This is a genomic window from Candidatus Pseudothioglobus sp. Uisw_050_01 (genome assembly GCF_048085775.1).
In the GTDB taxonomy this organism is placed as follows: Bacteria; Pseudomonadota; Gammaproteobacteria; order PS1; family Pseudothioglobaceae; genus Pseudothioglobus.
In genome coordinates, this window is sequence record NZ_CP159804.1 from 1,047,081 (window position 1) to 1,073,230 (window position 26,150).

Sequence of the window (26,150 nt, forward strand, 5' to 3'; positions counted from 1 at the left end):
AAGTAAGCTTAGAAACGTTTAGAACTAATCAAAAGGATTCTTTAGAATTAGAGTTTCCTCCCTATCAGGACCTGTTGACAAGATATGAACTGGAATCTGGCTTAGCTCTTCTATTTTTCGTATATAGTTTTTCGCCTCTTGAGGCAAGTCATCAAACGAATGAGTTCCAATTGTAGAGCACTTCCATCCTGGCATCTCTATGTATACAGGAGTTGCCGCACTATAGCCTTCAGCTGAAAATGGAGGGATAGTGGTTGTTTGACCATCAATCTCATAAGCAATACATATTTTTATTAAATCTAATTCATCCATAACGTCTAGCTTTGTCAGGCATATTCCGCTTACAGCATTTAGTTTAAAGGATCGATTTAAGATAACTAAATCAAGCCAGCCACATCGCCTTTGACGACCGGTAGTGGCGCCAAATTCATGCCCTCTAGAACAAAGCTCTCTTCCAATTGGGTCGCCCTCATCGGTATTCACATCATAATCAAGCTCGGTTGGGAATGGACCACCTCCAACTCGAGTGGTATAGGCTTTTACAATGCCTAAAACATAATCAATATCACGCACACCAACACCAGAACCAGTTACAGCTCCTCCAGAAGTAGTGTTGGAAGAGGTTACAAATGGATAGGTTCCTTGATCAATATCTAGAAGTGCTCCTTGAGCCCCCTCAAATAGGATATTTTCATCATTTGCCATTTGTTTATGCAGTTCGTCAGCAACGTCGATTATCATTGATTTAACGATCTTAGCTTGACTTAACGCTTGCTCTAAAGTTTTTTTATAATCTACTGCTGGCTGCTTATAGTAATTTTGCAAACTAAAGTTGTGATAATCAACTACCTCTTTAAGATTTTCTGCAAAAAACTCTTCGTCCAAAAGGTCACCAACTCTTAGTCCTCTTCTGGCAACTTTGTCTTCATAAGCCGGTCCAATTCCATTTCCAGTCGTTCCAATTGCTGCTTTTCCTCTGCGAGTCTCACGCGCATTGTCAAGCTCAATATGGTATGGGAGAATTAATGGGCATCCTGGGCTTATCTTTAGTCGAGATTTAACTTCAACCCCTGACTCTTCGAGCTCATTCATTTCTTTTAAAAGCGCAGTCATTGAAAGAACAACCCCATGACCTATAAAACAATTAACACTGCTTCTAAGAATTCCAGAAGGGATTAGATGCAATACAGTCTTCTTACCATCTATAACTAAAGTATGGCCAGCATTATGGCCTCCCTGGAAACGAACAACAGAGCTTACTTTATCTGTAATAAGATCAACTATTTTTCCTTTACCCTCATCACCCCATTGAGTCCCAATGATTACTACATTCTTACCCATATTATTCCTTTAGCTTCCATTCATTATTTTTATTTACAAAATCAACATCATCTGATCCTGTCAAATCTACTTTAATATTATGTCCCTTTGATCGAAGCTCATTAATTAAGAGTGATAATTGTGAATCATTAGAGTTTGGCGCAACCAATGTTTTTTGTTTTTTTACTGTTTTTAATTGCTGCTGAACTAGAAACTTAAGATCAAAAGAAAATCCTGTTGCATCTCTTGAAGAGCCAAAAGATTTTGTTAAGCCGCTGTATCTTCCTCCTTGGGCTAAAGCCTTAGAGAAGCTATCATGATATGCTGCAAATACAACTCCATCATGATATTCATAAGCCTTAACTTCACCAAGGTCAAACATTAACTTAATATTACGGTCTTTAAAAAAACCATGGAGCTTTCTAAGGTCATCAATCGCACTTAAAGCCGATGGAATGCCTTTAAATACTGAATTTGCATTATCTAGAACAGCTTCAGATCCATCCAAAGAAATTAATGCTTTAAACTTATCGCCATCTTGAATTTGATTATTTTTAAGAAAGTTATTTAAATCTGGGATTGACTTTCGCCTAAAAATATCTCTTAGTTTTGTTGAATCTTTAAGATTAAGATTTGCAGAGTCACAAAGGGCGTTAAATATTGAAGTATTTCCTAGACTAAGAGTTACCCCATCAAGTCCCAAAAGCGTCAATGACTCAATCATTAGGGTAATGATTTCTATGTCAGCATCTATTCCTTTAAACCCATAAAGCTCTGCTCCAGCTTGAATTGGAGACCTAGAAGCATAAAAGTCATCAGCCTTAGTTTGTAATATTGCATTTATATAGCAATACCGGTCTACACGCTCAGATTTAACACGCTTAGAGTCTATCCTTGCTATTTGAGGAGTTATGTCAGAGTGAACACCCAGCATTTTTCCAGAAATCGAATCAAGAAATTTAAACGTCTTCTCATCAATTGACTTGGAGTTTAATACTAACGTCTCTGCAAACTCTATCATTGGAGGCACAACAACTTCGTACCCCCAACTTTGATATAGATCTAATAAACCCCTTCTACTTTGTTCGAAAGTGATTGCCTGATCACCAGTGAGCTCATCTATGCCCTCAGGTAATTGCCAATTACTCACAACCCTTGTTTAGTTTGAAGGGTTAAAGTAGCGGAAAAACTCTGAATCAGGACTAAGTATTAAGATATCGCCTTGCTGATTAAAAGACTTTTTATATGACTCCAAAGAGCGATAAAAAGAATAAAAATCAACATCTTGACTGTAAGCTTCCGCATAATTACTTGCTGAGATTGCATCTCCATTTCCTCGAATCTTTTCAGAATCTCTATAGGCATTTGCCAGGATAATTGTTCTTTCTTTATCTGCAAAAGCCTGGATTTTTTCAGCTTCTTCAGCACCTTCTGAGCGGAATTTATTGGCAATACTTTTTCTTTCTGTCTCCATTCGACTATAGACTGAATTTCTAACTTCCTGAGCAAGCTCAATTCGTTTAATACGAACGTCTATAACCTCAATACCAAACTCATCTTCAGCAATTGCCTTAAGCTTGCTTTTCACACTTGCCATAATTGCATCACGCTGAGAGGAAACAACTTCAATAATAGTTCGCTTAGAAAATTCACTTCTAAGAGCATCCTGATTATTTTGAGCAAGCCTTAAGTTTGCCGATGACATCGCACCACCCGTTGATATATAAAACTTTTCTGTATCAACAATTCGCCACTTAACATAAGAGTCAACCGTTAAATTTTTCTTTTCAACAGTCAAAAATGATTCTGCTTGAGCATCTAATGTCTGAATGCGCTGATCAAATGTAACAACGTTATTTACAAAAGGAGTTTTAAACTTTAGACCTGGTTTATTTTCAACTGAAACAATTTCTCCCAGCCTTAGTTTAATTGCTACTTGCGTTTCATTAACAGTATACAAACTTGAGCTTATTAAGATTGCTAACAATACAGCTACTACTATAATAATTCTATTCATTATCTGTTCTCCCTTGAGCGTAATACACTTTCATCACTTTGACCCGATGGGGTTTGATTATAAGTACTTGTACTTGTATTTGAACCTGATCTTGAAACCCTATTAGAGTTAATTAACTGATCAATTGGCAGATACATAAGAGAATTAGAGTTTGAATCTACAATAACTTTGTTCGTATTACTTAGAACATCCTCTAGAGTCTCTCTATATAGCCTCTCCCTAGTAACACCAGGAGCCTTTGTATACTCGGTTAAGATCTGACTAAAACGATAAGCCTCACCCTCTGACTTAGAAACCACTTCTGATTTATAGGCTTCAGCCTCTGCGAGAAGCCTCTGACTTGCACCACGAGCCTTAGGGACAATATCATTTGCATAAGCCCGAGCTTCATTAATATATCTCTGCTCATCTTCCCTCGCCTTTACAACATCATCAAAGGCAGCTTTAAGTTGAACTGGTGGCTGAGCATCCTGCATAGTTACAGCTGTAATCTGTATACCAAGTCCATAATCATTAATGAGTGCCTGAGAAGCTGTTTTAACCTCTTGCGCAACCTGATCACGACCAGTAGTTAAAACGAAGTCCATTGTATTATCACCAACAACTTGCCTAATAATACTTTGAACGACATGACTTAAAGTCAGCTCTGGATTCGAAACATTAAATAAGTAATCTTGAGCGTTTGCAATTTTATATTGAACTGCAAGCTTAACATCAACCATGTTCTCATCACGAGTAAGCATTAATGACTCTGAACTTACTCCACTACTATATGAATTTTGAGCGTTTCTAAAACCAATTTCTGCAGAGCGAACTTGCTCAACATTAACTTTATAAACTGACTCAACAGGGTAAGGAATATGCCAGTGAGGACCCTGGGTAGTTGAAGTTTGAAAAGCGCCAAAACGCAAAACAACGCCTCTTTCAGCTGGATCAATGATATAAATACCAGTTGCCATCCATACAACAAACGCTAGAATAAATATGTATTTAAAACTTCCTTTTGCAGCCTTAGACGCACCAGAGCTCCCTGATGATTTACCACCAAATGTAGAGTTAAATTTATTTTTAAAATCCTTAATAACCTCATCAAGCTCTGGAGGAGTTTGATTATTATTATCATTCCAAGCCATTGTGGCTCCATTTTGTTTTTTACTCACGTAATTTCCTTATAAATAAAAGTTAAAATAAAGATATGGTCAAAGTACAAAAAAACAAGTACTTTGGTAATTTAATTTGATAAAGAAAAAATATAATTTAATTCAAAATCAGAGGTTATTTTACCCAATAAATAATAACTAAAGTTAAAATTGAATTTGTTAAAGTTTGAAAATCTGGCTGAGTTTATAATTACATATAATGATAAAATGTATTTTTTTAATTAACTCTTTCACTTCATGAAAAAATACTTAATTTTTCTTGTTTTAATTTTAAGCCATTTTTCAGTTTATGCTGAAGGTGTTAAGTTAAGCTGCTTGCCTGATTCTGCAATATGTGCTAACTGCCCAGATTATCAAACTCTTTTTCCTATTGAGGATTTCTCTTCAGATACTGGAAGTCTTGATATTGAAGCAGATGAAAGTGAAATACTAAATGAAAAGTATCTTCTAAATGGTAATGTCGAAGTGACCTCTAATGCCCTTTTTCTTGCTGCTGATGATGTTGAAGTATCTTCATTAGACAACTCTATATTAGCTACTGGAAATGTAAGGTTTCAAGACGAAGCATTTTTAATAACTGGCGACTTGTTGTCTGCAACTAGAGATGAAAATGAAAATCTAATAGCAACAGCCACAAAAGCAAAATACCAAGATTTTGGTGCTGGAATGGGTGGGGCAAATGGATATGCAGAAATTATCTCAAAAACGTCAAATAAAGTTTTATTAACTAACACGACATATAGTCTTTGCCCAGTTAACAAAAATGATTGGATGATTGATGCTGATAAAATAGAACTTAATTTACTCAAAAATAGAGGAATTGCTGACAATGCAATAGTTAAATTTCAAGGAGTTCCAATTTTTTATTTACCAAAATATAGCTGGGTTCTTTCAGGCCGCGGATCAGGATTTTTAACCCCAAACTACACTACTTACACTGACTCAGCTGCAACTAAAGATGAGTATGGAAAAACAAAAAATTCATATAGTTTAAGAATCCCTTACTATTTTAATATTGCACCAGATCGTGACCTACTAGTAGCCTTAACTTATATGTCTAGTAGGAGGTTTGTTTATGAGGGAAAATATCGACAATTTTTAGCATCTAAATTGACTCCAGATGGTGATATCTCACTTTTTGAGTTAGAAGGAAAATATTTACCTGAAGATAAAGTCACCAGTTTAAAGAGATGGCTTGTTAAGTTTAATCATGAATTAGACATATCAAAAAAGACTCATCTGAGTGCTCAATATTATCGAGTTTCTGATAAAAAATATTTTGAAGAAATTGATCGTACAAATACTAATATTAAAACTCTTAAATCTAATATTAAATTATCATATAACGACGAAGAAAAGGCGCTTTCAGCTGCTGTTTTAACTGAAGATGAACAAGTTGTTAATGCTGGTGTTCCTGTTTACACCAGGACTTTAGAAGGCTCTATTTCTAAAACTTTCAAGCCTGATGATGCAAAAATAGCAGTAAAAACTAAGCTTGTTAGTACAAATTTTGCGCATAAGACAGCTAGCAAGGATTCTGGAATTAGAACGCACATTGATCTTGGAATCTCTAGGAAACTCAATCTAAAATATCCAATAGTTACGCCAAGAATAAGTGCAGCAATAACAAATTATTCATTAAATAAAAGTCCTAATATAAATCGAATTATCTTAGGGTCTGGAGTTGATATAGATTTTGGTTTTAGTAATGAAAGAAATTTGTTTGGTATTAGATCAATCCATACCATATCTCCAGTAATTTCATATAATTATAGGGCAAAAAAAGTTCAAGGAAACATTCCAATATTTGATAGTACGGATAAGTATGATGATATTATCACTTTCGCAGATCTTACATCTGGAGAAAGATATACCGGCCTTGACAGGATAACTAATGCAAATGATATTACTGTAAGCCTTCAGTCTTCTAATAGAGATATAAATGCACTAGCTAAAGATAAAGATCTTTTAAATATGAGAATTGCTCAGAGTTTTTATACTGATGATGAGGTTGTCAGTGATATAGCCAATACTAATTTTGAAACTAGAAAATCTTATTCAGATATTGCTGCCTCAATTGATTTAGCCATTAATAATTTTGTTATTACTACTTCTACTCAATTTAATCCTGATACTTCTAAGATTATTAAACGAGAAAACAGCGTTAGCTATAAACCCTCTTCAAGAAAATTTGCCACTATTAAATATAGTGATGACAATGTAACAAGAACTGGAAAGTTTTTTGCTGCCTACCCTTTATCTAAATCTGTCCATTTCTTTGGTGGATTAGATAGAGAAATTACTAAAGCAACTGCTGCAGGAGTTATTAAATCATACACGACTGGACTTGCTTATGAAAATTGCTGCTGGGCATTTAGAGTAGCTCACTTCCAAGAGGACAAAAATCAAGGGAATAGAAGTCATAACTATAGCACTGGAATGGAGCTTGTACTTAAAGGACTTGGCTCAACATCAACTCCTTTAAAAGGAAAGATTGAAAGTAATATTGTAGGATATGAAGCTAAACTTAGGTAATGCAAAGAGCTTTAAGTCTTCTTCTTATATCTTTTTCTGGGCTTTTATTTGCAGAAAATACAATTATTGCTGTAGTAAATAATGAAATAATTTCTTTAAAGTCGATTGAAAATAAGATAATAAAAGCCAACTCTAAAGAAGAAAAAATTGAAATATTATACAAACAAATAGACAATATTCTCCAACTTAAAAAAGCGGCTGAGTTAAGTATAATTGTATCTAGAACTGATATAAGCTCAACAATACTAGAGATTGCATCGACAAATGGTATTTCAATTGAGCAACTTCGTTCTTATCCTGAATTCTCGTCTTTAGAAATTGAAGTTGCAGAAAAAATTTCAATACTTAATCTACAAAGACACATTACAAAAGATATTACTATTTCTGAAAATGAAGCTATCAATATTTGTTCTAAAGAGCCCTCTAATAACATTAAACAAATCAAAATTGCGCAAATCATTATTTCTGAAATTGAAGCTCAAACGCTAAATGATAAAGATATTGCTATTAAAGCATTTTTAAATAAACTTTCTAAGCATATTAGCAAAGGAGCATCTTTCACAGGCCTTGCAAAGCTTCATTCTCAACACTCAAGCTATTTTAATGGAGGCATAACAGACTGGATTGAGGTTAATAACTCGACTGTAAAGATGCTCGACTCACTTAAAGATAATGAAGTTTCAGAAATATATTTGACTGATTTTGGCTTAGCAATTGGAATTAAATTAGAGGAGCGGTTTGTTAGTAGTAACCTAAAAAAATGTAAAGAAAAACTAATTTATCTCAAAGCTGAAAAATTTTACTATGACTGGGTTAAAAATCTTCGAGAAGACGCTTATATAAAAATATATCATGACGCTCTATAATAACTATACTATTTCATATGTCTAAATCCATATATATATTTGGCTTTCATAGCATTGAAAGTCTTTTAAATACTAATCCTGAATCTGTCTTAAAGGTTTTTATTCAAACTGGTAGGAAAGATATTAGGGTCAATGATTTAAATAAAACACTGTCTGATTTAAAAATACCATTCTCAGGGTTAGATAAAAATGATCTTGATCGTATTGCAAAAGGAGAGGTTCATCAGGGTGTAATTTCTGAAGTTATCCTACCCCCTCTTTTAACAGAAGATTCTCTTTTAAGCTCTATTGAGAATTTATCTACAAAACCTCTAATTCTAATATTAGATTCCATACAAGACCCCAGGAATCTAGGAGCATGTCTTAGAAGTGCTAATGCTGCAGGAGTTAGTCATGTTATTATCAATAAAGATGGTTCTGCCCCAATCAACGCCTTAGTTCACAAAACTTCATCTGGCGCTATAAATAGTCTTCAGATTTTTCACGTCACAAATCTTTCAAGAACAATTAAATCAATCCAAGAAAAAAACATATGGGTTATTGGTCTTGATGGTGATTCATCATCAAAAATCTATGATGTAAATTTATCTGATTCAATAGCTATTGTTATGGGTACTGAAGAGAAAGGAATCAGACAATTAATTAAAAAAACATGTGATCAGCTTGTTACGATTCCAATGTCAGGAAATATAGAAAGTCTTAACGTTTCGGTTGCAACCGGAATAGCTCTATTTGAAAGTAAAAGACAAAGAGAAAGTAGTTAACACTATCAGAAGTTTCGGGTAAAATATGCACGCTTTAGAAATCAGATAATGGAAACAATTAATCAGCTTCCTAAAACAATTAAATTATTTAAGTTTGCTAGAAAAGAGGCTAGCTTGCATGGTGACTACAAAATTGGCGCTATGCCTAGAATTTCTGAGATAGCTAGAAATACTGAAGACAAGATAAAGGTTAATTTATCATTCTACTTAGAAAATGATAAAACACCATGCATAAAGGGGATAATTAATACAAATATTATTTTAGATTGCCAGCGCTGTTTAGAGGCATTCCCCTTTGAGTTAAAAGTAAATTTTAATTTAGCATTTGTAAGATATGAAGATCAGGCTGAAGGACTAGACTCTAGTTTTGAAGTTTATATTATTGGAGAAGAAGAGGATTTAGATTCAATTGACTTAATTTCAGATGAGATTCTGTTATCTATTCCAATGGCCCCTTCTCATGATTTTGATTGTAGTTTAAAGATAAACAAAGAAGAGATAGTTGAAGAGATTGGTAAAAATCCCTTCGATATTCTAAAAAATATTAAAATGACCGATTTCGGCAAGGAGTAAAAAATGGCAGTACAAAAAAGTAGAAAAACACCATCAAAAAGAGGCATGCGTCGCTCACATAATGCGTTAAAAAACCCTGCATTATCTGAAGACCAAGAAACTGGTGAAACTCACCTAAGACATCATATTACTGCAGATGGATACTATCGTGGTAAGCAAGTTATAAAGTCAGCTGCTGATGATATCGAAGAAGTAGAAACTTAAAGCTAGAATATGTCAATAAAGGTATCAATCGATGCCTCAGGTGGTGACTTTGGAATTCCTGTCACCATTAATGCTGGTATCATCGCTTTAAAAACTTTTAGCGATCTTGCTGTTGCTTTTGTAGGTGACGAGAAAGCTATACAAATAGAAATTAATAACACCTCGATTCATCCAAAAATTTTAGAAAGGATAGAAATAAAGCACGCATCTCAAGTCATCAACATGGATGATTCTCCTTCTTCAGCTCTAAGGCATAAAAAAGACTCCTCAATGAGAATTGCCATTAATCTTGTTAAAGATGGAAATGCTCATGCTTGCGTAAGTGCTGGAAATACAGGAGCGCTTTTATCAATAGCAAAGTTTGTCCTTAAAACCATTGAAGGAGTAGATAGACCAGCAATTATGTCTGCTGTCCCTACTCTAACAGGCCGACCTACTCATATCCTTGATTTAGGCGCTAATATTGACTCAAAGCCCGAAACATTATTGCAATTTGCAATTATGGGCTCTATTGCTGTTCAAAATACTGAAGAAATCGAGAATCCTACTGTTGGATTACTTAATGTTGGCTCTGAAGAATTAAAGGGGCACTGGAAAATTCAAGAAACTGCAGAATTATTAAAAAACTCATCTCTGAACTATATTGGCTTTGTAGAGGGTGATGATATTTATAAGGGAAGTGTAGATGTTATTGTTTGTGATGGTTTTGAGGGAAATATTGCGCTGAAAGCCAGTGAGGGGGTTGCTCATATGTTTTCACACTTCATCAAAAAATCTTTTAACAAGAATATTTTTACAAAGATTGCAGCTTTAATATCAAGTTCAGTAATGAGAGATTTTAAATCTAGAGTTGATCCTGGAAAATACAATGGTGCAAGCTTACTTGGTTTAAAAGGTGTTGTAGTTAAAAGTCATGGAAAAGCAGATGTTGATTCTTTCTTTCAGGCAATTAAAGAGGCATATCTAGAGGCACATGCTAAAATTACTGACAAGATTTCAGTTCAATTGACTCGTGAATTAGAAGAACATAAGTAGTTATCCACTAATAAATTAGTATTTGAATCACTTTCAACTAAAAGTTACTATAAATGCAAATCTTCAAAATAAAAACTAAACTTAATTTATATGTTACTTGTTCAGGTAATATAGAATTTTTTATTAAGTTATGAGTGGCCAAAGACGTTGGCTTAAAGTATGGGCTAGAACAGTCGGAATGCCAGTAGGTATTTCAGATGAAGATAAGCCAGAGTTCCCCCCAATCAAGCAAACAGATGTAAAAAAAGCCCTATTACTTCGTACATTTTGGATCACACTTCACGTTCTAACTTGCCTTATGATAATTGCAGGCAATGGAAGGTCACTTGGATGGTGGTAAAATAATAGTAAAGGAAGGTGGAATGTCAAAAGTTAAAATTCAATTTCAAAGAAAAAACATTAAATAATGAAAAGATTTGCAAGAATTATCGGTACTGGAAGTTACTTACCAAGTAAGATTGTTACTAATCTTGATCTTGAAAAAACTCTTGATACAACTGATGAATGGATAACTGCTCGAACTGGAATTAAAGAGAGGCGAATAGTTACGGACGAAAGTACGTGTGACCTTGCTCTTGAAGCAAGTAAAAATGCCCTTGAGATGGCTGAAATCAGCCCTTCAAAGATTGATCTTATTATTCTTGCTACAACTACACCTGATAAAATTTTTCCTGCAACAGCCACAATGCTTCAAGACCGCCTTGGTGCCTCATGTCCAGCATTTGATCTTCAAGCAGTTTGCGCAGGCTTTGTCTTTGCCCTTTCAACCGCTCAGCAGTATATTGAAAATGGTAGTTTTAAAAATATACTAGTTGTTGGTAGTGAAACAATGTCAAAAATTGTTGACTGGAATGATCGCTCTACTGCAATCCTTTTTGCTGATGGTGCTGGTGCAGTTTTAATTAGCTCTGATAATGCTACTGGTATAAAGCACTCTAAGCTCTATAGTGATGGAAGTTTCTTATCTTCACTCCATGTTAACAACAATGGAATTAATGATTTAGGTACGATTGAAATGTTAGGCAATGAAGTTTTTAAGATTGCAGTTAATAGGCTTTCAGATTTAGCAGAAGAAACACTTAAAGATTGTAATATGACATCAGATGAAATTACTTGGATGGTTCCACATCAAGCTAATATTCGTATTATTAAAGCAGTTGCAAAGAGAATTAATCTGCCTATGAGTAAAGTAATTCAAACTCTAGATACCCATGGAAACACTTCAGCTGCTTCTATTCCTTTGGCTCTTGATGTAGGAGTTCGTGATGGAAGAATCAAAAAGGGAGATATGTTACTTTTTGAAGGAATTGGTGGTGGATTTAGCTGGGGTAGTGTTCTTGTTGAATACTAAAAAGAGCGCTTCATTAACTTAACTGTTAGGTTCTTTAAAGGCTTTTCATCAACACTAAGAAATACTATTTCATCAAGAGCCTCCTGATAAAGGCTTTCATACTTTTTAACTGACCCATCTAATCCTAAAATAGATGGATATGAAGGTTTATTTTTTTCTGAATCTGAATTTTGTCTCTTACCTAATACCTCATCTGAGGTAGTTACATCCAATACATCATCTTGAACCTGGTAAGCAAGCCCTATATGATTAGAAAAAGAGTCTAATATAGATAAGTCTTTTTTACTGATATAGGGATTCAAAATAGCTCCAAACATTACAGAACAATTTAAAAGCGCACCTGTTTTCTTTTTGTGCAAATTATTTAACAAATCTATATCAACTTCTTTAGAAACAATGGATAAATCGATTGACTGACCCTCTGCCATTTTGAAAGCTGAAAGTGATAACAAACTTAACAACTTTACTTTTATATCAGGGCTAGTTAAGTGATCACTAGCAATTATCTCAAAGGCTAAAGCTTGCAAAGCATCTCCCGCAAGAATTGCTTGGGCCTCTCCATATACTTTATGACTGGATGGTTGGTTATGCCTAATATCATCATCATCCATTGAAGGAAGATCGTCGTGAATAAGAGAGTAGATATGAATTAACTCAATAGCACAGGCGCTAGAATCAACTTTTTTCACATCAATACCAAACAAATTGGCAACAGTATATGTAAGAATCGGTCTAAAACGTTTTCCACCAGCCAAAACACTATACTTCATAATATGATTGAGCTCACTCTGATAAGAATTATCTGGCGAAATAGAGCTCAAATAATTTTCTAGATGTGAGTTAACTCGCTCCCGATAAACCTCAAGAATCTCCAAAGGTTTTCTCTTCAGTATAGTTATCAGTATCGCTTAAAACACTTATTCGATGCTCAGCGTTAGTCAGCGCAGTATGGCATTGCCTATGGATTTTAATGCCTTCTTCAAAGTATTTAAGTGAGTCCTCTAAGCTAAGTTCACCAGACTCCATTTTATTAATAATTTCTTCGAGCTGCAATAAGCCTTTATTAAAATTAAATTTATTTGTCATTTTAAGTACCTTAATTTCATGAATTATTTAAAATTTTATCCATCCATGAGCTTGGTAATATTCTACCTAAAAAAGCAAATAATTTGGTTGGAAAGGTGACGCGATAATGAATTTTTGGTGAGCTTGATTTTAGGGCATGAAGTGCACACTTCAATATAGCCTCTGGTGGAAGAGTAAATTGGACATTCTTGTCTGATTCAAGCCTTTGAATCATTGTGCTATATTGTTCTTTATATTTACTCTTTGTAGCATCTAAATTTTCCTTAAAAGCTAAATAAGCATTAGCTCTAAATTTTGAGTCAATTGGGCCAGGCTGAATTAAAGAAAATTTAATATTTGTATCACTTAGCTCTAGCCTTAAGGTGTTGACTAACCCTTCAATTGCAAACTTTGATGCAGTATATGGACCTCTAAATGGCATGGCAACAAATCCTAAGATAGAACTTATATAAATAACCCGTCCTAGATTTTCTTTTCTCATTTTAGGTAATACTAAATTAGTCAACTCATGCCAGCCAAAAACATTCGCTTGAAATTGTTTTTCTAGAGCATCTCGTGAAATATCCTCTAGAGCTCCAACCTGACCATAAGCACCATTATTAATTAAAGCATATAAATTATCAGTCTTCCGATAAAGTTCTGAAATGGCAATGTTTATTGAGTCTGAGGAGGACAAATCAAGCAACAAAGACTCAAAACCTAAAATTTTGAGTTTATCTACGTCTTCACTATTTCTAGCAGTCGCAAAAACACGGTAACCTTCAGAGCGAAGTCCATGAGCAAGGCAAAGACCTATTCCACTTGAGCATCCAGTAATAAGAACTGACTTTAATTTTGAAGAGCTGTCCAATATTCCGCCTTATTTTTTAATTCTAAATCAATACTTTGTGAACGTAACACTAGAAAGTCATAGGCCATACGAAAACGTTGATTACTAATTAAATCTCTTTCTTTTTTTGGATTACAATTTTCAAGTTGATATTGCATCAACCAAATATCTTTAACTCGGGTTGACAACCATCGAGGCATCATAACTTGCTGAGTTTGATTTTTAATAACAAACTCTGCAGCATTAATCATTATTTCTAATCGAGGCTTATTTTTTTTATCAGTCACAACAACTCTTAAATTAAACGCACTCCAAAGAAAGACAGCAAAAATAAATGCGGGAGTAACAGAATTACCACTCTTAATTCTTTTAGAAGTATTTTCTAAAGCAGCATTAATAAATAAACTTTCTTTAGTTTGAGAAAATAAATGTTTTAATAATCCAAAATTTAAAAGTTCATTAAAAACTTCAATTGAGTTTTCATTATGGAACAATTTAATTACCTCTTCATAGAGTCTCGCAGGCGGAATATTGGCAAGTAAATGCGCATTACTCGAAATACTTTTTGAGAGCTCTAGTTCAAATTGGGCACTTAGTTTAACCTTAAAGCGGACAGCACGAATCATTCTAACAGGATCTTCTTCAAAACGCTCTTTTGGATTACCTATCATGTTAATTTCAGCAGCTTTTAAATCATCTAGGCCACCTACATAATCAATAACCTGAGAGTTGACAAGATCATAATAAAGGCCATTAACAGTAAAATCTCTTCTAAATACATCTTCTTCCAAAGAGCCATAGAAGTTATCTCGAACAACCACACCACTATTAGAAGTTTTAACCTTGCCCGCGCGAAAAGTAGCAACTTCAATGAATTTTCTTGCTGAGAACATTATATGAACTAACCTAAAGCGCCTCCCAATAATTCTTGAACGCTTAAATGTTTTATGAACTTGCTCTGGGGTAGCATTTGTAGCAATATCGAAGTCTTTAGGTTCATAGCCTAACAATAAATCTCTTATGCATCCACCTACTAAATAAGCGTCATATCCAGCCTTAATTAAATTATGGACTACCTTTATAGCATCCTTATCGAGTAGCTTTTTGTCAAATTTAATAGTTTGACGAACTGGGGTCATAGGTTTACAACTTCTCTGGGTTTCCAGCCGTCCTTTCTATGCTCACATTCGATATTTGTATAAACCCCACCTCTAACATTAAAAATAGCCTTTAATCTTATAAAGCGTGGGTCCATGGCCTCAACTAAATCATCAAGAATTTTGTTAGTAACGGCTTCATGAAAAGCACCTTCATTTCTGTAAGACCAAAAATAATTTTTTAGTGCTTTTAGTTCAACACAAAAATTATCCGCTATATATTCTATATGAATATCAGCAAAATCTGGCTGGCCAGTTAGTGGGCAAAGACAAGTAAATTCTGATGAATCAATTCGAATTACAAAATCCCTATCATTATTAGGATTATCAAAAACTTCTAATATTTTACTTGGTGAGCTAGACATGATTTTTCTCTTTATTATTAAAAAACAATATTTTATCAATAAAATGAGTAATTTTTCCCTCTCTAAACTGATAAAAAATAATTAAAATTAAAAATAAAAATAAGTGGATACCCCACATTCCAATTATTGGATTTAATTGACCAACCTCTATAGAGTTTTTGGCAACCAATAAACTATTATTGTAGAGCATAAAAATAATTATCCCAATTATAACGTTTATTCCTTTTCCAGTTCTTGGTGAAGACTTTCCTAAAAAAACTCCTAAAACTGAAAGAAGTAAAATTGAAATAGGTTGAGAAAATCGCCATTGCATTTCTGCATTTGCAAGCAAGCTATTTTGACTTAACAAATTTATTGATGTCATTTCTTCAATTTCAGAAAAATTTGTTATAGATTTTTGGGTATCACCTGATATTATTTCTAAATCATACAAATCAAAATTTAATATATTAATATTTTTATCACCAGGCAGGCCCTCATAACGAATACCATCTTTTAAACGAAGATAAACGCTTTTACTTCGGCTATCAGTATACTTTTTGGCCTCTGAAGCTAAGACAATGGTTGGATTTCCATTACCATCTGCATAAATAAAGACTTCTTCCATATTTTGTTCACCATCTGTATCAATAATTGAAGATTCAGCAGCATAAAATACAATTTCACCATTTTTAAAACTTTCAAACTTTCCTTCAGTAATAAAGGAGAACTCCGAGGCATTAACTGTTTGACTTTCAGCAAAGCTCTTTTGTTGTTTTGCCCATGGAACAGCAAAAATAGTTAGGCAGAAAATTAAAATAAAAGACAATATTACTATAGGCTGAATAAAACTAATAAAATCCCTCTCTCCCAGGCCTATTGAGTTCATTACTAGAGCCTCAGAGTTTTTATATAGCTGTGATATTGAAATAATTATTGAGAGAAAAAGTGACAGAATTAATATTATGGGAATATCTCTTATCATATTGTAAGTAATTAATGGTAATAGTTCAACAACAGGAATTCCATTCTCGACACTTTCCTGCACAGTTAATACAAACTGATTTCCAAATACTAAAAGACCAATAATGAAAAATATTGCAAAGAAAAAAACTATTAGATTTCTAAGTAAATACTTTGAAATTATTTTATTTTGATAATTTATGATTTTAAAAAGCATTTTGATAATTATAAAATACTCTCACTGGGTAATTTGATATTACTTCTTTTGTTTCATCGAATCAAAAAATTCATCATTAGTTTTGGTGAATCTCAATCTCTCAATTAAAAATTCTGCCGCTTCGACTGTATCCATAGGATGAAGAATTTTTCTTAATATCCACATTTTTTGTAACTCTTGATCATCCGTCATGAGCTCCTCTCGTCGTGTACCTGAAGCATTAATATTAATTGCTGGAAATATTCGTTTTTCAGATAATCTTCTCTCAAGATGAAGCTCCATATTACCTGTACCTTTAAACTCTTGATAAATGACTTCATCCATCTTTGAGCCTGTCTCAACTAAAGCAGTTGCAATTATAGTTATACTTCCACCATTTTCTATATTTCTTGCAGCACCAAAAAAACGCTTAGGTCTTTGCAATGCATTTGCATCAACACCTCCAGTCAATACTTTTCCAGAGGAAGGTGCGACAGTATTATAAGCTCTTGCTAAACGAGTTACAGAATCAAGCAAAATAATAACATCTTTACCTTGCTCTGCCCTTCTTTTAGCTTTTTCAATAACAATTTCAGCAATTTGAACATGTCTTTTCGCAGGCTCATCAAAAGTAGAAGAAATAACTTCTCCTCTAACAGTTCGCTCCATTTCTGTAACTTCTTCTGGTCTCTCATCAATTAATAAAACAATTAATTCACACTCAGGATGATTAATAGCAATAGATGATGCAATATTTTGCAAAATCATAGTTTTTCCAGCTTTTGGAGGTGCAACTAACAATCCTCTTTGCCCCTTTCCAATAGGGGCAACTAAATCTATTACTCTAGCAGTTATATCCTCTGTACCACCATTGCCCAGCTCTAGACCTAGCCTTTCATTAGGATGTAATGGTGTTAATGAAGAAAAAGGTATACGGTTTCTAACGCTCTCTGGAGAATCTTCATTTACTTCAGACACTTTAACTAAAGCAAAATACTTTTCACCTTTTTTTGGAGCCCTAATTTTTCCAGTAACAACATCACCTGTTAATAAATTAAAACGTCTAATTTGATTAGGTGAAACGTAAATATCATCAGGCCCTGATACATAAGAGTCATTTGAAGATCTAAGAAAACCATAACCCTCTTGTAAAATGTCTAATACACCATCTCCTAGGACCTCTTCATCGTTATCTGCTTTATGTTTTAGAATTGCAAAAATTAAAGTTTGTTTTTTTGCTCTTGAAATATTCTCAATACCAAGAGATTGAGCTAGCTCTAAAAGCTCGGCAGGTGTCTTAATTTTAAGTTCTGATAGTTTCATATAAATTTTTTAAGGTAATTAAAGGGAATTGGCATATTGCCGAGGGGTGAGTAAGTTAGTATTTATAGAGGCAGAGTGATTTAGAGAATTTCTTATATATAGTTAAATAATATTATTAAATATTAGAATCCAAAAATGCATTTAAGTTTGCCTTAGAAAGAGCACCAACCTTTGTTGCATGTACCGCACCATCTTTAAATAGAAGCATCGTTGGAATACCTCTTATGCCATATTTAGGTGGTAACTGAGTATTTTCATCAACATTGACTTTTGCTATTGTGATTCGTCCTTCATATTCATCAGCAATTTCATCAAGAATAGGGGCCAAAGCCTTGCATGGACCGCACCATTCTGCCCAAAAATCTACTAAAACTGGGTGAGATGAGCTTACTACATCAGCCTCAAAAGAAGCGTCACTGACTACTTTAATTTTGTCGTTCATGTATTAAAAAAAATTGGAAAGTAAAAAATTGAATAGAGCTAATTTGTAGTTATTATAACACTTCCTGACATAAAAACTATTTTTTTAAAAAAGATTATTAGCTAGAAAAAATAGTAAATATTCAGTAGTTTGTTATAGTTAAGTTATAACGGCAAGTATTACTGGAATTGTAATAAATGATAAAGCAACTTGCGTTGTAACAATACTTGTCATCAACTGTTCATCTCCGCCAAATTGTTTTGCTAATGCGTGGGATGATGCGGCAGTTGGTACAGATGCAAAGATTACTGCTACAACAACCTCTAACTGACTTAGACCTAAAAACGTTGCAACAAAATAAGCGATTAAAGGAAAACCTATCAATTTGAGAGAATTAGAAATAATGATTGGAGTAATTTTTAAAGCAAGATCTCTTACTTTAATCTTTGCACCAATAGTTAGAAGCATTATTGGCAAAGCTGCAGAACCAAGAAGACCAGAAGTTTCATGAATAATAATTAGTTTATCTGACTCAATTATTGATACAAATAAACCAGCAATCATTGCAAGTATAAACGGATTTTTTATCAATTCTATAAATATATTGGCTATTCCTTTTGTAGTATCAGCTTTTCCAGGCTGTTTTAAGTTAGAGACCATAATAGAGATAACAACAATATTGATACTAGGAACATATAAAAGCATAAACACAGCTCCAATTGCTAAACCCTCATTACCAAAAAGGCTTCCTGCTATTGCTAGTGCAATAAAAGCGTTATGCCTTGCAGCACCCTGCAAGATTGATGACCAAGACTCCGCGGAGTACCCAAGCAACTTCCCCATTAGAACTGACACTATTGTTACAATAAATAACCCAGAAAGTATAACTACCCCATAACTATAAATCATTGATGAAGATAAGTGAATTTGAGATATGTGATGAAATAAAAGAGATGGAATTAGAACCCAATAAACAAGCTTGTCATTAACGTCCCAAAAAGATATATCAGGAACTCCAACTCTTCTTAGGATATTGCCTAGAATTATCAGAATAAATACTGGTGAAATAAGTAGAAATATTTGAAAGAAATTTGAAAGCATTTATATTTTTGCTATATGCCTAAGAATAAGATCAAGAAGAAGTAATATTATCAATATAATCTAAAGCCATTTGTATTCGAAGTAAGGTTCTTACTTTACCAACAAGTTGCGCACTTATGTCAACACTTCCTGCTTTCCCATCTCCACTAATAGCAAGTCTAAATGGCTGGCCTACCTTACCAAAGCCAATATCTCTATCTTCACAAATGTCTTTAATAACAGAGTGGATACTCTCTGCTTTCCAAGAGATAACATCATTTAAGTTAATCAGTAAGTCAACTAATATTAACTTTGAATCTTTAGTAAAAATTTTATTTGCCTGGACTGCATCAAATTCTTTAAAATCTTTATAAAACATATTACAGCTCTGAGCCATATCAACTAAAGATTTAGAGCGATCTCTTAGAGCATCAATAACTTCATTAATATTAGGTCCATTATCTGTTTTAATGTTAAGCTGATCAAGGTGCCATTTAAGATTAGAGGCAAGCTCATTGACTTCAATTGTTTTAATGTGGGACTGATTAATCCATTCAAGCTTTTCTTGATTAAAGCTAGCTGGTGAATTATTAATACTACTCAAGTCAAAAAGATTAATCATTTCATCAACTGAAAAGATTTCTTGATCACCATGAGACCAGCCCAACCTTACAATGTAATTAAGAAGAGCATAAGGCAATAAGCCTTCATCCCTATAGGATAATAAATTTAGAGCTCCATGCCTTTTTGATAAGCGTGATCCATCTGAGCCCAAGATCATTGGCACATGAGCAAATTTAGGAATAAGCCAATCCATAGCCTGATAAAGGTTAATTTGCTTAGGAGTATTATTAATGTGATCATCACCCCTTATAACACAATCTATTCCCATATCATGATCATCAACAACAACCGACAAATTGTAGGTTGGAGATCCATCTGACCTTGAAATAATTAAGTCATCCAATTCAGAATTAGAAATGCTTATCTCACCTTTAACATAATCACTAAATTTAACATTGCCATCATCAGGATTAAGAAATCTAATAACACCATCTTTTAGTCTTTTATTTCGACAACATCCATCGTATTTAGGTTTTTCATTTTTTGCAATTTGACCTTCTCTCATTAACTCTAATCGCTCCATAGAGCAATCACAATAATATGCCATACCTTTTATCAGTAATTCAGAGATAACTTGATTGTAGCGTTCAGTTCTATCACTCTGATAAATTGGACCTTCGTCATAATCTAAGCCCAGCCAGTCCATCCCCTCTAATATTGCATCTACAGAAGCCTGGGTTGAACGCTCCTTATCAGTGTCTTCAATTCTAAGAACAAATTTACTGTTATTTTTTTTTGCCCATAACCATGCGAAAAGAGCAGTTCTAGCACCGCCAATATGTAAATAACCAGTTGGGGAAGGGGCAAATCTTGATTTCATTTATTTTTTAAGAATTGTAGATTTAAATATCATTAGAACTAATAGTTCATTTCTTGATAGATTGATTAATACTATTAACCTATCAAATCAAATCAAATGATAAGCTAATTTTACACTGTTATAATATCCCAACATTCAAATAGAAAAGTATATTAATGGAATTCACTCAGCAAAATGCTAATCAAAATACCATTATTTCATACGATGATTTAACAATTACCCTCTCCCATTTAAAGTTAAAAAAGCCTTGTTTTATCTCTACAAATGAATCAAAGGAGCTATCAGCTTTAAACTTAGACGAAATTAACAAAGAATTTCTATTTCCACTTTTATCAAAAGAGTCAATTGATCTTTTAATAATTGGCACTGGAAGTAGTCCAATTTTTCTATCTCCAAAGCAGCAAATGTCATTATCAGAAATTAACTTAGGTGTTGAATGTATGAATAACACTTCTGCATGCTCAAGTTTTAATTTACTTCTTGGAGACTTAAGGAAAGTTGGCTTGTTAATTTTATGATTTCTTATTTATACAAAACAATAAAAAAGTTTTATAAGTTTTTTAAAATTGATACACCTCTATTAATATTAATCATCTTACTATCGTCTCTTGGACTACTAATTCTTTATAGTAGCTCTGGTGGCTCTTTAAACCTAGTTTATCGTCAATTAGTTCATCTTGGTTTAGCAACATCAGTAATGCTAGTAATCGCTCAAATTCCCCCAATTATTATGCTTCGATCATCTCCCACATTAATGATTCTTGGTATTTTTCTACTACTATTAGTTCTTTTTTTTGGCAGCTCTGGAGGAGGAGCTCAGAGATGGCTTGATCTTGGACTAGTAAGATTTCAACCTTCAGAATTGATGAAGATTATTGTGCCAATGACAATTGCTGCAATTTTAAGTGAAAAAACTTTACCTCCTCGTCCTCTTCCAGTCCTAATTTCAATACTAGCTATTGGGCTAGTTGTTCTGCTTATTGCTAGGCAGCCTGATCTTGGAACCTCTTTATTAATAGGTGCATCTGGAGTCTATGTTTTATTTTTTTCTGGAGTAAGAGTGATGTTATTAAAAAATAAATGGTTAAACCTATTGCTTCTTTCAAGCATGTTGAGTAGCTCTTTATTTTTAGCATGGAATTATTTTTTAATAACCTATCAGAAAAGAAGAATTTTAACTCTATTCAACCCAGAGTCTGATCCATTAGGCTCTGGCTATCACATTATTCAGTCAAAAATTGCCATTGGCTCGGGAGGCTTTACTGGCAAAGGTATTACAAAGGGCTCTCAATCACAACTTGACTTTGTTCCAGAGCAATCTACTGATTTTATTTTTTCAGTTTTAGCAGAAGAGCTTGGGTTTCTTGGAGTTTTATTGTTAATAACAATTTACTTACTCATAATTTATCGCTGCCTTATCTTATCTCTAAGATGTGAAGACAACTTTTCAAGATTATTGGGTGCTAGTCTTACGTTTGTACTCTTTACATATATTTTTGTTAATATTGGCATGGTTTCAGGCCTCCTTCCTGTGGTTGGAGTCCCCCTTCCTCTAATAAGTTATGGAGGCTCATCACTTATAACTCTTATGGCAAGTTTTGGTATTATTATGTCAATACATAAACATAAAGGTCCAAGGTATTTACAGTAACTAGTTATAATTAAATACATAACTTAAACAATAATTTTCCAATATAAAACTTTAAATAATTAATTAAAAAATAACCTTATGAATATCAATTCTTTTACTCTGCTCCTTAAATCAGCCTTTTTAATACTATTTTTAACCAACGTAAATGCTGAGGAGCCTCGTTTTTATATTCCTGATGCTCCTGCAATTGCTGCAGAAGCTTTTGTCGTAATGGATCACAATTCTGGCAAAATTCTTGCGTCACATAATGAAAATGAAATGAGGCCCCCTGCAAGCCTTACAAAACTGATGACTTCATATGTCATTTTTAAAAGACTTAAAGAGGGATTTATTACTCTCGATGAAGAAGTAAAAATTAGTGAAAAGGCATGGAGAACTGGTGGATCAAGGAGCTTTATTGAAGTTGGAAAAATGATCAAACTTGAAGACCTGCTTAAAGGAATGATAATTCAGTCTGGAAATGATGCTTCCGTTGCTTTAGCTGAGCATGTAGCTGGCTCAGAAGGCACATTTGTTCTCTTTATGAATGACTATGCAGAGCAAATTGGAATGAAAAATTCTAACTTTGAAAATTCCTCAGGGCTTCCACATGATAATCAATATTCGACTGCAAAAGATATGGCGATTCTTTCAAGCGCAATGATTAGAAATTTTCCAGATTATTACAAATGGTATAGTCAGAAAGAATTTACATATAACAACATCACTCAGCCTAACAGAAATAAACTTTTATCAAGGGATAGTACTGTTGATGGATTAAAAACTGGCTGGACTACAAAAGCGGGATACTGCCTAGTCACAAGTGCGAATAGAGTCGGTATGAGGCTTATCTCGGTTGTGCTCGGTTCACAAAGCTCAGAAATTCGTACAGTTGAAACAGAAAAACTTTTAGACTATGGATTTCGTTTTTTTGAAACACAGTCAGTCAATGATATTTCTCATCAAGTTCCTGTGTATAAATCAAAACAAGCAAATATTAAGGTAGGAGTTTCTGATACAAGCTTTTTAACGTTACCACGAAACCAATTCAAATATACTACCCAAACTATTAATCTTTCTAGTGACTTAATTGCGCCAATTAATAAAGGGGATCAAATAGGAACACTCGTAATAAGCTTTAGCAATGAGGACATTGCAACCCTCCCACTTATAGCTCTGGAAGATGCAACTGAGGGTGGCATATTTACTAAAATGGTTGACACGGTTAAACTTATGTTTAGATAATATAAATAGCTTTATTGAGTACTAATTGGGTTTTGAAGCATACCAATCTCTGAAAAATTTGAATTAAGTTTTCTTTTTATTTTTTAGTTAATAAATTCTATAGAACTATTTTTTTGATTGATAATTTCTTTCCTTAAGCTCTATCTAATTAAAAACATTTATATAAAAAACTGAGTAAATATGTTGCTATACTAGAATTGTGCTTTTTAAACCATTATTTTACAAAAGTACTTTATTAACTAATAGGAGTTTTAAAAATGAAAAAACATATAATACTTTTTGCGGCAATTGCCTCTGCACTAAGCTTTTCACTTCCTGCATTTGCTGATGCTGGGGATAGCCCCACTCTTAAGAGAATTCAAGATAGTGGCGTAGTCAATATTGGACATCGTGAAACCTCAATTCCTTTTTCTTACATCGGATCTAATAATGAACCAGAAGGTTATTCAATTGACCTTTGTCATAAGATTGTTGATGCAATTAAGGTCCAACTTGGAGTTAGCAGTCTAGAAATTAACTATGTTCCAGTTACTGGGCAAACTCGTATACCTTTAATTGCCAATGGAACTATTGACATGGAGTGCGGTTCTACAACTAATAATCTGACTCGACAAAAGCAAGTTGAATACTTGCCTACTACATTCATAACCGGCACAAAAATTGCCTCAAAAATAGGCTCAGGTATTAATGAACTTGAAGATATGAATGGAATGGTTATTGGAATGTCTGCAGGAACTACGAATGAAAAAGCTATCAAGGCAGCAATTGCAGCTGATGGCTTAGACATTAAAGTTGTTACGGTTAAGGATCATAGTCAAGGGTGGCTAGCACTTAAGACTGATCGAATTGATGCTTATGGATCAGATGATGTACTTTTATATGGTTTAATTTCTAAGTCTAATAACCCTTCAAACTATCAAGTTACGGGTCGCTTCCTATCGTTTGACCCTTATGCATTAATGGTGCAGCGAAATGATTCAACCTTTGAGCGTCTTGGTCGTGCGACAATGGCTGGATTAATGAGATCAGGTGAAATGCATGAAATTTATGCTAAATGGTTTGAGCCAGGACCAACTGCTATAAATATGCCAATGTCTTCAACATTGCGTGTTGCATTTGAGGTTCAAGCGTTACCTAATTAAATTAAACTTTAAAAAGTAACAAAAACAAGGCGTGTGTTTTCACACGCCTTGTCATATTAGAAATCTAGGAGAAATATGAACTATAACTGGGATTGGGGCATTTTATTTCGTGATCCATATCTAGGCTGGATGATCGGAGCATTAGGCTGGACTATTCTAATATCTATTTTGGCCTGGATTATTGCATTTTCTCTGGGCTCTATATTAGGAATATTTCGCACCTCAAGTAAAAAATCCTTACGATTAATTGCCATCTGTTATGTTGAATTTTTTCGAAATATACCTCTATTAGTACAGATTTTTCTTTGGTATTTTGTTTTTCCTGAGCTTCTAACAGATGAATGGTCACGATGGGTAAAAAGAGACATGCCCTATCCAGCCTTGACTACTGCAATTATTTCAATTGGCCTTTATACGGCATCTAGAGTTTGTGAACAAGTTCGCTCTGGAATAAAAGCGGTTGGTGAAGACCAACGCCAAGCTGCTCAAGCAATTGGCATGACTGAAGTACAAGTCTATCGATATGTCCTGTTGCCTAATGCATATAGGATAATACTTCCACCACTTACAAGTGAGTTTCTGACAATATTTAAAAATTCTTCTTTAGCTCTTACAATTGGCGTAATTGAACTTACTGCTATGACTCGTCAAATTGAAGAGTACACCTTTCAAGGATTTGAAGCTTTTACTGCTGCAACTATCATTTATTCTCTTGTTACCTTCACAGTAATGGCATTGATGCAACAAGTAGATAAACGAACAGCACTTCCTGGATCATTTTCAAAAGGAGCCTCTTAATGTTTGAACTTGACTTTTCAGTTATTCCTGCAAATAGTTCCTTATTATGGGAAGGCATAAAAATGACATTCCTTTTAGCTAGCCTTGCTATTATTGGAGGAATTATTTTAGGTACATTTTTAGCACTTTTGCGTATTGCAAAAATACCAGTCTTATCTCAATTTTCTGCAGCATATGTAAACTTCTTTCGATCCTTACCACTTATTTTAGTTATCTTTTGGTTGTTTTTCCTCGTGCCACTTATTGTTGGAAAGCCAGTAGGTGCTTTTTCATCAGTATTGGTAGCTTTTATTCTTTTTGAGGCAGCATATTATTCAGAAATTATAAGAGCAGGCATCAATTCAGTTCGACTTGGTCAACTGGCTGCAGCTCGAGCACTTGGCCTTACCTATTTCCAAAGTATGCGTTATATTATCCTCCCTCAAGCTTTCCGAGCAATGACACCAATACTTTTAACTCAAGCGATTATTCTATTTCAGGATACATCATTAGTTTATGTAGTTGGATTACGTGATTTTCTTGTTAGTGCTGAAATAGTAGCAAACCGAGATCAAAGACTTGTTGAAATGTTTCTCTTTGTTGCGCTGGTGTATTTTGTAATATGTTTTGCTGCATCCATAGGTGTTAAATACCTTCAAAAAAGGATAAATAATGAATTATAAAAAGA

Annotated in this window: 28 protein-coding genes; 14 read left to right on the forward strand and 14 right to left on the reverse strand. The window is 33.8% G+C overall.

Annotated features, from left to right (window positions below):
- Positions 1 to 24: 24 nt before the first annotated feature.
- The 4 genes from ABXT51_RS05260 to hflK are packed head-to-tail and all read right to left on the reverse strand — an operon-like array spanning position 25 to position 4,470.
- A complete protein-coding gene (locus ABXT51_RS05260) occupies positions 25 to 1,341 on the reverse strand; it encodes an adenylosuccinate synthase (RefSeq protein WP_416694217.1) in 1,317 nt (438 codons plus the stop codon).
- A gap of 1 nt (position 1,342) precedes the next feature.
- A complete protein-coding gene (locus ABXT51_RS05265; RefSeq protein ID WP_416694219.1) occupies positions 1,343 to 2,470 on the reverse strand; it encodes an ATP phosphoribosyltransferase regulatory subunit in 1,128 nt (375 codons plus the stop codon).
- Positions 2,471 to 2,479: 9 nt separating this feature from the next.
- Positions 2,480 to 3,337: a protease modulator HflC gene (gene hflC, locus ABXT51_RS05270; RefSeq protein WP_416694221.1), complete on the reverse strand. Its 858-nt coding sequence runs from the start codon at positions 3,335 to 3,337 to the stop codon at positions 2,480 to 2,482.
- Entirely contained in the window at positions 3,337 to 4,470 is a 1,134-nt protein-coding gene (gene hflK, locus ABXT51_RS05275) for an FtsH protease activity modulator HflK (RefSeq protein WP_416696301.1), read from the reverse strand. Before hflK ends, hflC begins: the two co-directional genes overlap by 1 nt.
- Positions 4,471 to 4,734: 264 nt before the next feature.
- On the opposite strand from hflK, the gene ABXT51_RS05280 reads away from it, so the two are divergent.
- The 8 genes from ABXT51_RS05280 (at position 4,735) to ABXT51_RS05315 (ending at position 11,825) form a co-directional block, all read left to right on the forward strand.
- Positions 4,735 to 7,032, forward strand: a complete 2,298-nt coding sequence (locus ABXT51_RS05280; RefSeq protein ID WP_416694223.1) for an LPS-assembly protein LptD — start codon at positions 4,735 to 4,737, stop codon at positions 7,030 to 7,032.
- Positions 7,032 to 7,898 (forward strand): peptidylprolyl isomerase, encoded by an 867-nt coding sequence (locus tag ABXT51_RS05285; protein ID WP_416694225.1) that lies wholly within the window; start codon positions 7,032 to 7,034, stop codon positions 7,896 to 7,898. Before ABXT51_RS05280 ends, ABXT51_RS05285 begins: the two co-directional genes overlap by 1 nt.
- A gap of 17 nt (positions 7,899 to 7,915) precedes the next feature.
- Positions 7,916 to 8,662, forward strand: a complete 747-nt coding sequence (rlmB, locus tag ABXT51_RS05290; RefSeq protein ID WP_416694227.1) for a 23S rRNA (guanosine(2251)-2'-O)-methyltransferase RlmB — start codon at positions 7,916 to 7,918, stop codon at positions 8,660 to 8,662.
- A gap of 48 nt (positions 8,663 to 8,710) precedes the next feature.
- Complete coding sequence (locus ABXT51_RS05295) at positions 8,711 to 9,235, forward strand: YceD family protein (RefSeq protein WP_416694229.1); 525 nt, start codon at positions 8,711 to 8,713, stop codon at positions 9,233 to 9,235.
- 3 nt (positions 9,236 to 9,238) lie between these two features.
- Positions 9,239 to 9,439 carry a 50S ribosomal protein L32 gene (rpmF, locus tag ABXT51_RS05300; protein WP_416694231.1) on the forward strand — a complete coding sequence of 67 codons (201 nt, stop codon included), beginning with the start codon at positions 9,239 to 9,241 and terminating at the stop codon, positions 9,437 to 9,439.
- A 9-nt stretch (positions 9,440 to 9,448) separates the two neighbouring features.
- Positions 9,449 to 10,474 (forward strand): phosphate acyltransferase PlsX, encoded by a 1,026-nt coding sequence (gene plsX, locus ABXT51_RS05305; RefSeq protein ID WP_416694233.1) that lies wholly within the window; start codon positions 9,449 to 9,451, stop codon positions 10,472 to 10,474.
- A 130-nt stretch (positions 10,475 to 10,604) separates the two neighbouring features.
- Positions 10,605 to 10,814: a hypothetical protein gene (locus ABXT51_RS05310; RefSeq protein ID WP_416694235.1), complete on the forward strand. Its 210-nt coding sequence runs from the start codon at positions 10,605 to 10,607 to the stop codon at positions 10,812 to 10,814.
- A 66-nt stretch (positions 10,815 to 10,880) separates the two neighbouring features.
- Positions 10,881 to 11,825 carry a beta-ketoacyl-ACP synthase III gene (locus ABXT51_RS05315; RefSeq protein ID WP_416694237.1) on the forward strand — a complete coding sequence of 315 codons (945 nt, stop codon included), beginning with the start codon at positions 10,881 to 10,883 and terminating at the stop codon, positions 11,823 to 11,825.
- Here ABXT51_RS05315 and ABXT51_RS05320 read toward each other — a convergent pair.
- The 10 genes from ABXT51_RS05320 to gltX all read right to left on the reverse strand — a co-directional run bounded on the left by ABXT51_RS05320 (position 11,822) and on the right by gltX (position 20,668).
- Complete coding sequence (locus ABXT51_RS05320; RefSeq protein WP_416694239.1) at positions 11,822 to 12,700, reverse strand: polyprenyl synthetase family protein; 879 nt, start codon at positions 12,698 to 12,700, stop codon at positions 11,822 to 11,824. The genes ABXT51_RS05315 and ABXT51_RS05320 overlap by 4 nt on opposite strands.
- Positions 12,687 to 12,911 carry an exodeoxyribonuclease VII small subunit gene (locus tag ABXT51_RS05325; protein ID WP_416694241.1) on the reverse strand — a complete coding sequence of 75 codons (225 nt, stop codon included), beginning with the start codon at positions 12,909 to 12,911 and terminating at the stop codon, positions 12,687 to 12,689. Before ABXT51_RS05325 ends, ABXT51_RS05320 begins: the two co-directional genes overlap by 14 nt.
- Positions 12,912 to 12,927: 16 nt before the next feature.
- Complete coding sequence (locus tag ABXT51_RS05330) at positions 12,928 to 13,761, reverse strand: SDR family NAD(P)-dependent oxidoreductase (protein ID WP_416694243.1); 834 nt, start codon at positions 13,759 to 13,761, stop codon at positions 12,928 to 12,930.
- The gene (pcnB, locus tag ABXT51_RS05335) at positions 13,740 to 14,879 is read right to left on the reverse strand and encodes a polynucleotide adenylyltransferase PcnB (RefSeq protein ID WP_416694245.1); all 1,140 of its coding nucleotides are present in this window, start codon (positions 14,877 to 14,879) and stop codon (positions 13,740 to 13,742) included. Before pcnB ends, ABXT51_RS05330 begins: the two co-directional genes overlap by 22 nt.
- Complete coding sequence (queF, locus tag ABXT51_RS05340) at positions 14,876 to 15,262, reverse strand: preQ(1) synthase (RefSeq protein ID WP_416694247.1); 387 nt, start codon at positions 15,260 to 15,262, stop codon at positions 14,876 to 14,878. The genes pcnB and queF overlap by 4 nt, the downstream gene beginning before the upstream one ends.
- The gene (gene lptF / locus ABXT51_RS05345; RefSeq protein ID WP_416694249.1) at positions 15,255 to 16,421 is read right to left on the reverse strand and encodes an LPS export ABC transporter permease LptF; all 1,167 of its coding nucleotides are present in this window, start codon (positions 16,419 to 16,421) and stop codon (positions 15,255 to 15,257) included. Before lptF ends, queF begins: the two co-directional genes overlap by 8 nt.
- A 39-nt stretch (positions 16,422 to 16,460) precedes the next feature.
- Positions 16,461 to 17,723, reverse strand: a complete 1,263-nt coding sequence (gene rho, locus ABXT51_RS05350) for a transcription termination factor Rho (protein ID WP_416694251.1) — start codon at positions 17,721 to 17,723, stop codon at positions 16,461 to 16,463.
- 115 nt (positions 17,724 to 17,838) lie between these two features.
- Positions 17,839 to 18,165 carry a thioredoxin TrxA gene (gene trxA, locus ABXT51_RS05355; protein ID WP_416694253.1) on the reverse strand — a complete coding sequence of 109 codons (327 nt, stop codon included), beginning with the start codon at positions 18,163 to 18,165 and terminating at the stop codon, positions 17,839 to 17,841.
- Between the two features lie 138 nt (positions 18,166 to 18,303).
- Positions 18,304 to 19,245: an AEC family transporter gene (locus ABXT51_RS05360; protein ID WP_416694255.1), complete on the reverse strand. Its 942-nt coding sequence runs from the start codon at positions 19,243 to 19,245 to the stop codon at positions 18,304 to 18,306.
- A 31-nt stretch (positions 19,246 to 19,276) separates the two neighbouring features.
- A complete protein-coding gene (gltX, locus tag ABXT51_RS05365; RefSeq protein WP_416694257.1) occupies positions 19,277 to 20,668 on the reverse strand; it encodes a glutamate--tRNA ligase in 1,392 nt (463 codons plus the stop codon).
- A 155-nt stretch (positions 20,669 to 20,823) separates the two neighbouring features.
- Between gltX and ABXT51_RS05370 the strand changes: the two genes are divergently transcribed.
- The 6 genes from ABXT51_RS05370 to ABXT51_RS05395 all read left to right on the forward strand — a co-directional run bounded on the left by ABXT51_RS05370 (position 20,824) and on the right by ABXT51_RS05395 (position 26,145).
- Positions 20,824 to 21,186, forward strand: a complete 363-nt coding sequence (locus ABXT51_RS05370) for an MTH938/NDUFAF3 family protein (RefSeq protein ID WP_416694259.1) — start codon at positions 20,824 to 20,826, stop codon at positions 21,184 to 21,186.
- On the forward strand, positions 21,183 to 22,319 hold the full coding sequence (gene rodA, locus ABXT51_RS05375) for a rod shape-determining protein RodA (RefSeq protein WP_416694261.1): 1,137 nt from the start codon (positions 21,183 to 21,185) through the stop codon (positions 22,317 to 22,319). The genes ABXT51_RS05370 and rodA overlap by 4 nt, the downstream gene beginning before the upstream one ends.
- A 78-nt stretch (positions 22,320 to 22,397) precedes the next feature.
- Positions 22,398 to 23,543, forward strand: a complete 1,146-nt coding sequence (locus ABXT51_RS05380; RefSeq protein ID WP_416694263.1) for a D-alanyl-D-alanine carboxypeptidase family protein — start codon at positions 22,398 to 22,400, stop codon at positions 23,541 to 23,543.
- A gap of 257 nt (positions 23,544 to 23,800) precedes the next feature.
- On the forward strand, positions 23,801 to 24,685 hold the full coding sequence (locus ABXT51_RS05385) for an amino acid ABC transporter substrate-binding protein (protein WP_416694265.1): 885 nt from the start codon (positions 23,801 to 23,803) through the stop codon (positions 24,683 to 24,685).
- Between the two features lie 75 nt (positions 24,686 to 24,760).
- Complete coding sequence (locus ABXT51_RS05390; protein ID WP_416694267.1) at positions 24,761 to 25,483, forward strand: amino acid ABC transporter permease; 723 nt, start codon at positions 24,761 to 24,763, stop codon at positions 25,481 to 25,483.
- Positions 25,483 to 26,145 (forward strand): amino acid ABC transporter permease, encoded by a 663-nt coding sequence (locus ABXT51_RS05395; RefSeq protein ID WP_416694269.1) that lies wholly within the window; start codon positions 25,483 to 25,485, stop codon positions 26,143 to 26,145. Before ABXT51_RS05390 ends, ABXT51_RS05395 begins: the two co-directional genes overlap by 1 nt.
- Positions 26,146 to 26,150: the final 5 nt, after the last annotated feature.